The 12,771-nt window shown below is 62.2% G+C and carries 10 protein-coding genes; 4 read left to right on the top strand and 6 right to left on the bottom strand.

The features are described 5' to 3' along the window. Window positions 1-278 precede the first annotated feature (278 nt). From DEIDE_RS17095 to DEIDE_RS17085, 3 genes are all read right to left on the bottom strand, one after another. Window positions 279-629: a Rid family detoxifying hydrolase gene (locus tag DEIDE_RS17095; RefSeq protein ID WP_338032152.1), complete on the bottom strand. Its 351-nt coding sequence runs from the start codon at window positions 627-629 to the stop codon at window positions 279-281. Between the two features lie 151 nt (window positions 630-780). After that, window positions 781-1,197, bottom strand: a complete 417-nt coding sequence (locus DEIDE_RS17090; protein WP_041228062.1) for a cupin domain-containing protein — start codon at window positions 1,195-1,197, stop codon at window positions 781-783. A 290-nt stretch (window positions 1,198-1,487) separates the two neighbouring features. After that, window positions 1,488-2,399 (bottom strand): metallophosphoesterase, encoded by a 912-nt coding sequence (locus DEIDE_RS17085; RefSeq protein WP_049760579.1) that lies wholly within the window; start codon window positions 2,397-2,399, stop codon window positions 1,488-1,490. Between the two features lie 1,065 nt (window positions 2,400-3,464). Between DEIDE_RS17085 and DEIDE_RS17080 the strand changes: the two genes are divergently transcribed. Continuing rightward, a complete protein-coding gene (locus tag DEIDE_RS17080) occupies window positions 3,465-5,825 on the top strand; it encodes an isoamylase (RefSeq protein ID WP_012694988.1) in 2,361 nt (786 codons plus the stop codon). Window positions 5,826-5,958: 133 nt separating this feature from the next. On the opposite strand, the gene tal is transcribed toward DEIDE_RS17080, so the two are convergent. Both tal and DEIDE_RS17070 read right to left on the bottom strand, forming a co-directional pair. Continuing rightward, on the bottom strand, window positions 5,959-6,939 hold the full coding sequence (gene tal / locus DEIDE_RS17075; RefSeq protein WP_012694987.1) for a transaldolase: 981 nt from the start codon (window positions 6,937-6,939) through the stop codon (window positions 5,959-5,961). Window positions 6,940-7,058: 119 nt separating this feature from the next. Further along, entirely contained in the window at window positions 7,059-7,967 is a 909-nt protein-coding gene (locus DEIDE_RS17070) for a hypothetical protein (protein ID WP_012694986.1), read from the bottom strand. A 704-nt stretch (window positions 7,968-8,671) separates the two neighbouring features. Here DEIDE_RS17070 and DEIDE_RS17065 point away from each other — a divergent pair. Then, the gene (locus tag DEIDE_RS17065; RefSeq protein WP_012694984.1) at window positions 8,672-9,568 is read left to right on the top strand and encodes an alpha/beta fold hydrolase; all 897 of its coding nucleotides are present in this window, start codon (window positions 8,672-8,674) and stop codon (window positions 9,566-9,568) included. Between the two features lie 280 nt (window positions 9,569-9,848). Here DEIDE_RS17065 and DEIDE_RS17060 read toward each other — a convergent pair whose 3' ends face one another. Then, window positions 9,849-10,685, bottom strand: a complete 837-nt coding sequence (locus tag DEIDE_RS17060) for an HAD family hydrolase (protein WP_012694983.1) — start codon at window positions 10,683-10,685, stop codon at window positions 9,849-9,851. Between the two features lie 335 nt (window positions 10,686-11,020). Here DEIDE_RS17060 and DEIDE_RS17055 point away from each other — a divergent pair, with 335 nt between their 5' ends. Next, complete coding sequence (locus tag DEIDE_RS17055; RefSeq protein WP_242403022.1) at window positions 11,021-11,947, top strand: carbohydrate ABC transporter permease; 927 nt, start codon at window positions 11,021-11,023, stop codon at window positions 11,945-11,947. Further along, on the top strand, window positions 11,944-12,762 hold the full coding sequence (locus DEIDE_RS17050) for a carbohydrate ABC transporter permease (RefSeq protein ID WP_012694981.1): 819 nt from the start codon (window positions 11,944-11,946) through the stop codon (window positions 12,760-12,762). Before DEIDE_RS17055 ends, DEIDE_RS17050 begins: the two co-directional genes overlap by 4 nt. Window positions 12,763-12,771: the final 9 nt, after the last annotated feature.

The raw sequence follows: 12,771 nt of genomic DNA, 5'->3' as shown, positions 1-12,771 counted from the left end.
GGGACCCCACCGCCTCCGTTCGCCATCCCAGCCGCGTTCTCTGATGTGCAGCGGCTGGTGCGCCGGGCGGCGGTTGCACGCGGACGCAAGAGCACGGGCCAATGCGAGCTGGAAGGATGGGAAGAACGGCACGTGAACCTGTCTGTCCTGCCTCTTAAGCCAATGCTCGCGCGGAAGCAGGAAAGGCAGGTAAGTGGCCGTTGGATCTGGCAGCGAGCTTGTTCCTGACGGAGAGGTACGCCCGGACATGCGGAATCATCCAGGGTGCACCGTCTGGTTCAGTGTTCAGGAGGCACGAGGGCGATGGCTTCTATGGCCACCAGCGAACCTTCCGGCCACCGCTCGCCCTGGACCGTAGAGCGGGCTCGGGCTTTGGCCGGGAAAAACGAGGCGTACACTTCGTTCATCTCCGCGAAGTCCTTCCACGCGTGGAGGAACACTGTGACTTTCACAACACTGCTGAGGTCTGCCCCAGCGGATTGCAGAATGAGGCTGATATTCCGCAATACCTGACTGGTCTGTTCACGAATTCCCCCGTCTACAATTCGTCCAGTCTCAGGGTCGAACGCGCCCTGGCCAGACACAAAGATAAGACCACCACCCCGGGTGGCGTGCGAGTACCGCCCAATCGAAATCGAGACTCAAGGAACAGAAATCACTTCGAATTCCATACCGTCCTCCATCAAGCGGGCCCATAACCGCTGCCGAAGGCTCCTCCTCGTTCTGCAGGCCATGTCCAGGTGATGCAATGAACTTGAAACAGACCGATGAAAGTCCGTGCTATGGAACGAGGCCGTCGAGATTCGGCGTCATGACGACACTTTCCTGTTCGCTCGGGTCAGTGCGTGCGCCCACAAAGAAAGCCGGCACAGGCGTGCGGTTTACGGCAACGTGGGGAATACCCGGCGGGATATAGAGATAATCGCCAGGATGCGCAAGGTGACGATGCTCCAGGGCGTTCCCGATCCAAAGCTCTACTTCCTCACCGCTGACCAGATAGAACGCGGATTCATGCTGTTCGTGGACATGCGCTTTGGTGCGGCCGCCAGGCGGAATGGTGACCGCCCCCAACCACAGCGCCCGTGAGCCAACGCTTGTGGCACTGATCCCAGGCGTGTAGTCCAGTCCCTGCTTACCCCGGTACGCCTGTTGTCCATGAACGACCACGTGAATATCACCGGCATCGCTGACACTCATGGTGCTCCTCACCCGTCCACAGTGACGTCCCTCCTGTTCGTCTGAACCGGGACATCAACACAGTGAAACAACATCATCGTAACATGAGGGTTGGGTGGGGAGAACGCTGGTGCAGCCGGTGTCGTCGCTGGTCGTGACGCGCGGCGGGCCGCTGGTCACGGTGGAGACAACGTATCAGGGCGGGCATCACGGGGAGCGGCGTTGAGTTGGTGGGCGTGGACTGGTTTTGGATTTTGGTGCAGCGCCAGGTCGGTCTCGTGTGTCGGCCTCACGCCAGGCGGTCAGTTGCTTTACAGGGCAGTGGGCGCACCTCTCACAGGTGAGGTTGAGGAGGGCCCCTGCCCCACGGGGACCAGAGTGAGCACGACCACTTCTGCAGGGCACGCCAGACGGAACGGCACCCCTGTGACCCCAAGCCCCTGTGACACAAAACCCAGCGCATGTCCTTCCGGGGGAGTCGCTGGCGTGCCCTCTGCTGGGGATTGCACCACGTGCGGCCCCCGCACCCACCCCCTCAACACGTTGAGGAGGGTCGAGCGGCGTTTGAGGGAGCCGAACAGGGGAAGCCGGACCTGCCCGCCGTGCGTATGCCCACTCAGCGTCAGGTGAACCCGCGCCGGCACCTGCGTGAGGTAATCGGGATTGTGTGACAGCAGTACCACAGCCCCTCCCGTATGCCCTCGGAGCGCCGCATCCAGATCCTGCGTGCCAAACCACCAGTCGTCGACGCCCGCCACATACAGGTCCTCACGCACCTGAACGCCCGTATTGTTGATCAGTCGCACGCCGTGGAGTCGCAATTGCTCGGCGAATGATATTCGCGTGGCGTTGGTGTTCAGGCTGGTCCAATCGTGGTTGCCCCACACGCCGTAGACACCCAGCGGCGCACGAAGGCGGGCGAGTTCCGCCATCAGTTTTCGGTGCCGCCGGCTTCCGACGCCGCTGTCGAGGAAATCACCGGTGATGACAATCAGGTCCGGCTCCTGCTTTAAAACCGCGTCAACCCAGCGTGCGACGGTGGCCCGGCCGACGAATAAACCATAATGCAGGTCGCTCAATTGAACGATCCGGACAGGCCGGGACAGTCCAGGCACCGACAGCTGGTGCTTGGAGATGACGAAGCGGTATGCGTTGGCCACTCCCAGGGTACCGAGGGTCAGAATGCTCCAGCCGAGAGTGCCGAGGACGCGACTTGATCGCATGAGTCTCAGCTTACGGGCCCATGGCATCACATCTGGGCGTGCATGAACGAAATCACCTGAGGTGCACAGCTTGGCGGAAGAATCGTGCGGTCGCACTTCAGCAATGCCAACATGTGCGCCCGGCTTAAACTTGAACCATCGTTTCCTGTGTACAGCGGCGTCAGCGAAGCCATTCAGGATGTTGAGAAACAAATACACAGGAATCTCGGAGACGCGCCTTTGTCAGGCGATGCCTGCCGGTTCTCCTTAAATCCATACAGACCTAATCGCCGCGCAGAGCGGTCAGAAAGGTGCCGGCGTTGAAACCAGTTCAGAGGACGCTATGCAGACGTTCCTTGAGGTGGAGGTCGAGGAGGTGTTCACCCCATTCGACATGGGCGAAGCCGTCTTCGCCCATGTCAATCACGAGGCGTTGTTTCATGGTCGGGCCATGCTCCTGCCGTAGACGCGGCGGGTCTGACGCACCTCCAGGTCGAGTGGGGCCAGGTGCTGGCGCTTCCGGGATGGGGATGCGTTGTGCTTCCCCCACTACCTACCGCCCCATTTTATTTATTGATCACGATCAGGCCAGCTTTACGTGCTGATACTCCCCTTGGAGAAGGCCACGTCACACCGAATCTGCTCCAGCGGCCGTGCGATCAGGCAGGACGGAGCTGGCGCCGGCCACAAGCCGAATTGGTGATCACTAACCTGCCATGAACCGGTTGAGCCATGCGCGTGTATGCTCGACGACCCAGCGGTGACGGGTCGTGTGCTGCTGAAATCGACACCACGCCTGTTGAAGCGGGAGCAGGTAACGCGGTTGGGGCGTGCGGTGACCGTAAACGTGCAGCGGTTGAGTGAACTCCCGCTGCATCGACCGGAGCCGGAAGTGCGCGCAGCTGACTGAAAACCTTTGCGCAAGCGGGCCTCCCCTCTGCCTGCGACCGATGAATGCCCCCCGCTACACAGCGCGGCGTTCACGTGCTACACCTGTTGCACACATCACACCAGCGGGCCGGTCATTCATCGAGAGCCCAGCGCTTTCCCTCGGCATCTTCCCGAGGACAGCAAAAAGGAGTTCGCATGCGTCACGTCGCTCTACTGGCCCTCGCCCTGCTTGTGACCGCCTGTGGCACGACGCCCGACACCACCCGCACGGTGTTGAGCACTCAGGCGCTGAGTCCGACGTCGCTGGGTGCGCGATACACCGACTCGACCGGCTCTGCCACCGGCACGACTCACATCACATTCCGCGTGTACTCCGCGAACGCTTCCCGCATGGAAGTCAACCTTTACGCGCAGCGCGCCGGGGCGGACGAGAAAGTCCGGTACACCCTCACGAAAAACACGACCACGAACGTATGGTCGGTCACGGTGCCAGTCAGCACCCTCAGCAGCACCTACGGCATCACCGGCCCCGTGTACTACGGCTACCGTGCCTGGGGCCCGAACTGGCCGTACAGCAGCAGCTGGACCAAAGGGTCCACGGCTGGATTTGTCAGCGACGTGGACTCGTCAGGAAACCGCTTTAACCCCAACAAGCTGCTCATTGATCCATACGCACTCGAAATCAGCCACGACCCCATCAGTCCAGCCAGCGGTAACTACAGCAACGCAGTGTATGCGTCGGGCGCCACACACCGCGCCAAGGACTCCGGACGGGTGGCGTCGAAAGGCATCGTGCTGGCCTCAGATACCACGAGCTTCGGTACCAAGCCGACCCGCGCGCTGAAAGACGACGTGATCTACGAAGTGCACCTGCGCGGCCTGACCCGGGGGGATTCGGGAGTGTCGTGTGCCGGCACTTACGCAGGCGCGGCAGCCCGGGCATCTGCCCTTCAGGCCCTTGGCGTCACGGCCGTGGAATTCCTGCCCGTACAGGAAACGGACAATGACGCCAACGACGCGACCGATACCGCCACGGGCCGCTCCAGTACCAGCACCAGCGGGGACAACTACTGGGGGTACATGACGGTAAATTACTTTGCGCCAGATCGCCGGTACAGCTGTGATCAGAGCGCCGGCGGCCCCACCAAGGAATTCAAGGCGATGGTCAAGGCGTACCACGACCGGGGCATCAAGGTGTTTGTGGACGTCGTGTATAACCACACGGCCGAGGGAGGTACCTGGTCCGGTACGGATGCCACCACATCCACGCTGTACTCGTGGCGTGGACTGGACAACGCCACGTACTACTCCCTGACTTCTGACCGGCAGTTTTTCTGGGACAATACCGGCATCGGTGCGAATTACAACACCTTCAACCCGGCCGCCCAGAACCTGATCGTGAATTCCCTGAACTACTGGCGCACTGAGCTGGGTGTGGACGGATTCCGGTTCGATTTGGCGTCGGTGCTGGGCAACACCTGTACGCACGGCTGCTTTAACTACGACAAGCTGAACAGCAGCACCGCCCTGAACCGCATTGTCCGTGATCTCAGTCCACGCCCGGAGGCTGGCGGCGCCGGTACCGACCTGATTGCTGAACCGTGGGCGATCGGCGGAAATTCTTATCAGGTCGGGAACTTCCCCGCCGGCTGGTCGGAATGGAACGGCATTTACCGTGACACGCTCCGCAAGGATCAGAACGGCCTGGGTGTGGAGAGCGTCACGCCGGGTCAACTCGCCACACGCTTCGCCGGGTCGAGCGATCTGTACGGCGACGACGGACGCAAGCCGTGGAATTCCGTGAATTTCATGGTGGCCCACGACGGCTTCACGTTAAAGGACTTGTACGCCTGCAACAGCAAGAACAACTCACAGGCGTGGCCGTACGGCCCGTCAGACGGTGGAGAGGACAGCAATCACAGTTGGGACCAGGCCGGAGTAGCCGCCGACCAGCGGAAAGCTGCCCGAAACGGCATGGCGTTCCTGATGCTGAATGCTGGGACGCCGATGTTCAACGGCGGTGACGAAACACTGCGGTCGGTGCAGTGCAACAACAATGCGTACAACCTGGACTCCAGCGGAAACTGGCTGAACCCGACGCTGACGACCGATCAGACGAACTTCAAATCGTTTACGCAAAACATGATTTCATTCCGGAGGGGCCACCCGGCACTCCGGCCCGCGAACTTCTACTCCTCGTCAGACACCAACGGGAACGTGATGGAGCAGATCCGCTGGTTCAAGCCTGATGGTACCGTCGCGGACAGCGGCTACTTTGGGAATGCGGACAATCATGCTCTGGCGTACCGGATCGACGGCACGGAGTTCGGGGACACCGCGAGCGCCATCTACGTGGCGTATAACGGCTGGTCCGGAGGCGTAGATTTCAAGCTGCCGTGGCCTGGCAGCGGCAAAAGCTGGTACCGGGTGACGGACACCTGCCCGTGGGCCGAGGGGGCCACCCAGGTGGACCTGAATGCTGCAGCGAATGTCGGCGGCGAGTACGCTACATACAGCGTGTGCGGTCGGGGCCTCCTGGTTCTTGTTGCCCGCTGACGCCTGTTTCCGGCATGCCCTGGGCTTTATGGCAACGGAGAACGCCGGGCTCCTTGGAGGCCAGAAGCAGTCCACCGGCTGACCCGGCCAGGTCCTGTAAGAGATCTAGAGCCGGCCATCACAAAAAGTCAGGTCAGCCGGCAGGCACGGCTGCCGGGGTAGGGTGTGCCTTCAGTTGCGCGGCGATGTCGGTGTGCAATTGGAGGTAATCCTGGTGGAACTGACGGATGCCTTCGGTGAGTTTCTCACCGGCCATCTGGTTGTCTACCAGTGCCCAGCGGAACGCGGCTTCGGTAAGTGGTTCCTGCGCATCTTCGGTTCGCTGCGTGGGTGCATTGAGCTGCCGATGCAGCGGGCCGTGGTCCGCGTCGAGTTCCGCCAGCAGCGTGGGACTTACGGTAAGGCGGTCGCATCCCGCGAGCGCTTCGACCTGCGCGGCATTCCGGAATGAGGCGCCCATCACCACCGTGCGGTAGCCGTGCGTTTTGAAGTGCGTGTAGATGGTCCGGACGCTGCGTACGCCCGGGTCCTCATCTACCGGGTAGGCGTCTCGCCCTTCGGCCTTCTTGTACCAATCGGTGATCCGGCCCACGAACGGTGAGATCAGGAACGCGCCGGCCTGCGCACAAGCGATGGCCTGCTCCAGGCTGAACACCAGCGTGAGGTTGCAGCGGATGCCTTCACGTTCGAGCACCTCGGCCGCGCGGATGCCTTCCCAGGTGGCAGCCAGCTTGATCAGCACCCGTTCGCGGCCCACGCCCTGCGTCTCGTACAGGGCGATCAGGCGGCGCGCCTTGGTGACCATGGCGTCCGTATCGAACGACAGTTGCGCGTCGACTTCCGTGCTGACGTCGCCCGGCACCAGCCGGGTGAGTTCTACCCCGATGCGCACGGCCAGCTTGTCCAGCACGACTTCGATGTCGTCGCCGTCCCGCGCAGCCTGGGCCACCACCTCACGCACCAGGGCAGCGGACTCCGGCTGTTGTGCGGTTTTCAGGATGAGTGAGGGATTCGTGGTGCAGTCACGTGGACGGAACTGCGCGATGGCGGTGAGGTCCCCGGTGTCGGCGACCACCACCGAATGGGTCCGGAGTTGTTCGAGTTTGCTCGTCATGCTTCCTGCCCTCCTGCGCGGAGCATAACCCGCCGCGCGGCCTGAGCATGGTGTTACTCGGGTGCAGGCTGCCGAGGGTGTGCAGGCAGACGCAGCAGAGGTGTTCCCAACTGCGTGCTTCAATCCACGCGGGTGCAGAATTGCGCTTTGTAACGGTCCGCAGGCTGGTGTACCTCGACCAGGGCCAGGCGGCGGTCCGTGGTAGGAATGGGCCGGAAGAGGTACAGACGGCTTCCCGGGTCGCTGAGCAGGTCGACGTCGCCGTTCGCGAGGATTCTGTAGGTGCCCTTGTAGCCTTTCTGGTTGACGTACTTCTCTCCGAAAGTCAAGTCGCCCCAGGCGCCATTCGCGGACAGGCGGTACTTGGAGGCGTTCGCGTAACTGCGGATCTGCGCTGCGGCTGGATCGACTGGAGCTTGCGATACCGGGCCGGCCACCGAGAGTTCCGGTGCGCCGCCGCTCAGGCACACGTAGTCGCCCGCCAAAGCCGCGCCAGTGGTGCGCTGAGGAACTGGTGCCGGAGCCTGAACAACAACGGCAGGCTTGGGGGGACCAGGCACGGCGGGCTTGGCAGGCGCGGGCGTCTCGGGTTTAACCGTTACTTTGGCTTTGAGCTGGCACCAGCCCAGCACGACGCTTTCATTGTCACCGTACAGCACGCCCACATAGCGGGTCTGCTTTTCAGTCAACAGGAACGACAGCCAGTAGCTTTCCTCGTCCTCCTCCTCGTCAAGCCCTTTGAAGCTGATGGCACGAGCTTTCAGTTGCGCGGCAAGGTTGTCGCTGATCTGCTCGGCAAGGTCCGCATCGTTCCAGGCGAGGTATTCGCTGGTCTGGCAACCGCTGCCCTGCCCGGCGGCCACAGTGTTCAGCAGCAGGCCGAATTCTCGGGTGGCGGCAGGGTCAGTGACGCGCACGGCACCGGGCGTAAGCGGCAGGCGCAGCAGGCTCGATGAGCCCGTCGGGCCGGGTTGGGCGAGCGCGAAGGTGCACAGCACCAGGGTGAGCAGAGGGGCGGGGGTTTTCATGATTGAAACCGTCCTTGAATGGAATGTCCTCAAAGAAAGGTACGGGATGTGGATCCGACCTCGTGCCTCAGCAGCATTCAGGGCCCGTCTTAGGGTGCCGTCCTTGGATGTGATGATCACAGCATACTGGATGATCTCTAACGGCGTACTCACCGACGCTACGTGTGAGAGGCTCGGAAAGTGAATGGATGCGGCCTGTTTCTCGGTGCGCCGGTGCAGGCGTGATGGTAGGAAAGGAAGAGAAGAACCTTAACCTCTTTGCAGCGCCACCGCACTGTACCTTCCCCCCTTCTGTCCCCCACCCGCACCAGCACATGCCCAGGCAGGGTGCCAGGACGATCGCCGAAGGCGACGGACGCAAGCTCAGGCGCAACGCAGGAACTGCCTGAGTTCCCGCCTGCGTCTGGACTGACGCCGGATGCCGGCGCACCTGAGGAATCCAGGCTGTTCTCCCCTGTTGCGCGAGCCACAGAGGAGTGGAAAGGGGCGGAGAGAGCCGCCCAGCACCCTTGACGGCCGTACGGAAGCGACTGACCTTTCCGCAATGGACGAATCCGATGAGGCCACCGTCCTGATCAGATCCCTCAACCCCCTTGGGTTCCTGATCACCCGTGATTTCATTTCTTCCTTTACGATCAGGTCAGACCATCCGCCCTCCAGCCGACCTGCGGGAAATACTTTCACAACCAACCAAGGAGAACGACATGTCCATGACTCCTGGGGACCACACCTTCACCACCGACGGGCTGAATCTCGCATACCGGGTCGCGGGACGGGGGGAAGCCCTGGTCGTCCAGCCTCCCGGATGGGGGATCGGCGCGGGTCTGTACGAACGGTCGTTCGGGCCTCTGGAACGCCACTTCACCGTGGTCTACCTGCACCCGCGCGGAAGTGGTCGCTCGCAGAGCCCCTCCAATCCGGAGGACATCAATGTCGGGCGTTTTATAGAAGACCTTGACGCTCTGCGCAGCCACCTTGGGCTGGAGACGATCAGGTTGATCGGGCATTCCCACGGGGGATACATCGCGTTGAACTACGCTCTGCGGTACCCGCGGCACCTGTCCCACCTGGTGGTGGTAGACGCGCAGCTTGGCGTGAAAGAGCCGGGGGAGGACATGCAGCGGACCTTACCAGTCCTTGCGCTCGATCCCCGGTGTGCGGAGGCGGTCAAGGCGTTCAGTGGGCCTCTGGATCTCAAGACGGACGAGGACGTCAGCGTTTTCCTGCATAGAATCGCGCCCCTGTACTTCCGTGATCCGGAGGGTGAGGGGGCCGCCATGTTCCGGGAGTACGCGCGGTCGAACCGTATTTCGCTGGTCACAAGTCAGGCTGCGGGAGCTTCGGATGGGCGGTTTCTGGTGAGGGACCGGCTGGGGGAAATTACGGTGCCCACGCTGGTGCTGGTGGGGCGTCACGACTTTATCTGCTCGCCGGTTCAGGCTGACATCATTCATGACGGCATCCAGGGCTCGCAGCTCGAGGTGTTCGAGGACAGCGGGCACCTGCCATGGATGGAAGAGCCGGAACCGTATTTCGATACCGTGACTCAATTTCTGCATGGTGAGCGTCGGCTCGGCTCGGCAACGCACAGCGCCTGCTGATCCTGAGGCATCCCCACCCACCTCCCTCCTCTCCCGCTTCCCGCGCCAGCACACGCCCAAGCAGGGTGTCAGGGAGAATCCAGTCGGGCGGGGGTACGGGAAGAGAGCTGGCTTCAGGGCAGGAGGTGTTGATCCTGGCTTTGGTGCTTGTGTTTGAGCAGACAGAAGGGTGAAGGAGGAATGGTGGCTCTGGGAGCTCACCACCGAGCCTTTCGGCCACGTGAGCCCCAGTCACGTCTCGCCCACAAGGGTACGCCCGGTCTTCCAGCCACCCCGCGCTTCAAGAACAGTTTCCAGCGTTGAGAGGCATACTCGGCCGTATTCCATGATCCTGCCGTTTCCCGGACCGGCCCAGGATCTCCTGCGTCAGCCACCGGGCGACCCCGAGTTCATCCGGGCCGGAAACATGCTCGTCGATTACATCTGAAACGCCCGCGGCCAGCTGACCCACCCCGATCGACCGGCCTGCCCACCGCAGCATCTCCAGGTCATTCGGGCCATCCCCGAACGCGACGGTTTCTGAGCGGTGGATGCCGTACTCGTGAGCGATACGGGCGAGGGCATTTCCTTTGTGTCCTCCTGGGGCCATCACCTCCAGGTAGCGACCCTCCCAGAGGTAGTAGGCGTTTTCCGGAAAACGTTCGGCGAGTTCATCCTGCACCTGCCCGGCGTGCTCACTGATGAGAATGAATTTATGGGCGGGTTCCCCGTCGTAATCGCCGGCCGGCCGCAGGTCTCTTCCTTCCACACGTGCCTGGGCCCACTGGTCGGTGTCTGGATCACGGACGAACATTCGCTCGCGACCAGACAGGTAGAATTCAGCTTTAGAATCGTGGGTGAAGCGCTCCAGGAGGTAACTGACCGTCTCCGGCTCCAGATGCAACTCCACGTGGTGCTCGTCTCCGTGCCCATGCACGCGCGCACCGTTGCACGTGCCGTAATGGCACACCACCCCCAGAGCATCAAGTGCCATCCTGGCTCCGGTTCGGTGCCGGCCGGTCAGGATGGTGACCTGGTGGCCCTCCTGGCGTAGGGCCAGGATGGCGTCGCGGATGGCAGGAGGCAGGACATTTCCTTTGGTGACGATGGTGCCGTCAAGGTCAAAAGCAAATAGCATGACTGAGCTTAATCAGCCAGGATCAGCCCACTATCAGACCGGCCCGCCGAACTGGATTCCAGCCCCCGTGTGTATCCACACGCGACGCCAGTCATCCACTGGTGGTGGATGACTTCCCGCCTCTACCAGCCCCTCCTGCTGCGGGGACCAGTGTCAGTTCGGCCTGATCCAAAGCCAGCGGACCCAGAGCGGTCCTGAGGCTGGAACACAGGAAAGAGCAGGGCCATTGTCGCCCATCACACGGCGCCGGGTGTCATCACCCCGGCCGGTCTGTCAGGGCACGGTGACTTGCAAACAGCTGATGAACGGTGACTAAGGTGCCGGCAGAGGTGAACGTGACAACCGTTAAGGCCCTGCCGCATCAACCGAAGACGCTCCCACTGTATGTTCCGCAATTCCGAAGCTTCCTGGGGGCCATGGCTTACCTGCTTCCCGCGCTGCTGGTGTTCTCGCTGTTCACGTACTACCCTCTGGCACGCGTGATCTACCTGAGCTTCACCGATTCGGACATGCTCAAATCGAGCCCGTCGTTCATCGGCCTGCACAACTATCAGCAGATGGTAGGCAGCCGGGAGTTCTGGTCGAGCCTGTGGATCACCGCGCTGTTCGCCCTTGGTGTGACCATCCTGGAAGTCGTTCTGGGGATGGCGCTCGCCTTCCTGATGAGCGCCAGGACACGACTTCAGGGACTGCTGCGCGGCGCCGTCTTCACACCGGTGGTTGTGTCGATCGCCGCCACGGCCGTAGTGTGGCACTACCTGCTCAACCCTGCGTCAGGACCGGTCAATCGGCTGCTCGAGGCCATCGGTCTGCCGGGGCCGGGCTGGCTCAGCGATCCGAGAACTGCCCTTGCGTCAGTCATCCTGGTCGCAGTGTGGAAAGGTGTCGGCCTGCCAGCGGTGCTGTTCCTCTCGGGCCTGCAAGCCATCTCACGTGAGCTGGAAGAGGCCGCCGCCATCGACGGGGCCACCCGGGCGCAGATTGCCCGGCACGTCACGGTTCCCCTGCTCGCTCCCACCACCATGGTCGTGTTCTTTATCTCGCTGGTGGGCACCTTTCAGTCATACGGACTGGTCCTGCTGCTTACGCAGGGCGGACCGGCCGGCAGCACGAACCTACTCGGCTACCACATCTATCAGAACGCCTTCTCGTTCTTCCAGATGGGCTTCGCCAGCGCCCTGTCCGTGGCGTTGTTCCTGCTGCTGATGCTGCTGGGCTTTTTGCATCTGCGCGTCGCGGAACGGCGGGTGCATTACCAGTGAGAACGCCCTGGACGACCCGCGCAGCCCAGGAATTGCTGTCCCTGGTAGTGACCCTGGTGTTCCTGATGCCGCTGGTGTGGATGCTGCTGGCCGCCTTCAAAGGCCGGAAGGCGGTGTACACCGGCCCGCTGCTGCCTGAAACCTGGGTCTGGCAGAACTTCGTGGAGGCCTGGAACAGCGCTCCCTTCGGCCAGTACCTGCTGAACTCTCTGCTGATCGCCAGCCTCACGACCATCCTCGTGGTCATCACCAGCGCGCTGGCTGCCTTCGCGTTCGCCCGGCTGAATTTTCCTGGCAAGCCGGTGCTGTTCCTGTTTGCCCTGGGAACCCTGATGATTCCAGGTGACGCCCTGCTCATTCCTAATTTCATTACCATCCGCGAGTTCGGCTGGATCAACTCCTATCAGGCCCTGATCGCCCCGTTTGCAGCCAGTGCCTTCGGCGTGTTCCTGCTGCGCCAGGCCTTCCTTCGCACCCCTGCGGAGCTGGAGGAAGCCGCCCGGCTCGATGGCGCCACGGCCCTTCAATACCTGTGTTATGTCCTGCTTCCCGTCAACGGCGCGACCGTCAGCGCGCTGGGGGTCCTGACCTTTCTCGGCTCCTGGAACGCCCTGGTCTGGCCGCTTGTCGCCACCAACCGAGATGAATTCCGGACTGTCCAGGTGGGTCTCGCCAGCTTTTCGAACCTGGAAGGCAGCAACCTGCCGCTCGTCATGGCCGCGACCGTGATTGTCATTGCACCCGTGCTGATCGTGTACGCCCTCGCGCAGAAATGGTTCATCGAGAGTGCCGCGGCCAGCGGGCTCAAAGGCTAACGCTTCCTG

This window comes from Deinococcus deserti VCD115 (genome assembly GCF_000020685.1).
GTDB lineage: Bacteria > Deinococcota > Deinococci > Deinococcales > Deinococcaceae > Deinococcus > Deinococcus deserti.
Note: the sequence above shows the minus strand (reverse complement) of the source record. Positions and strands in the feature narration are given on the sequence as shown.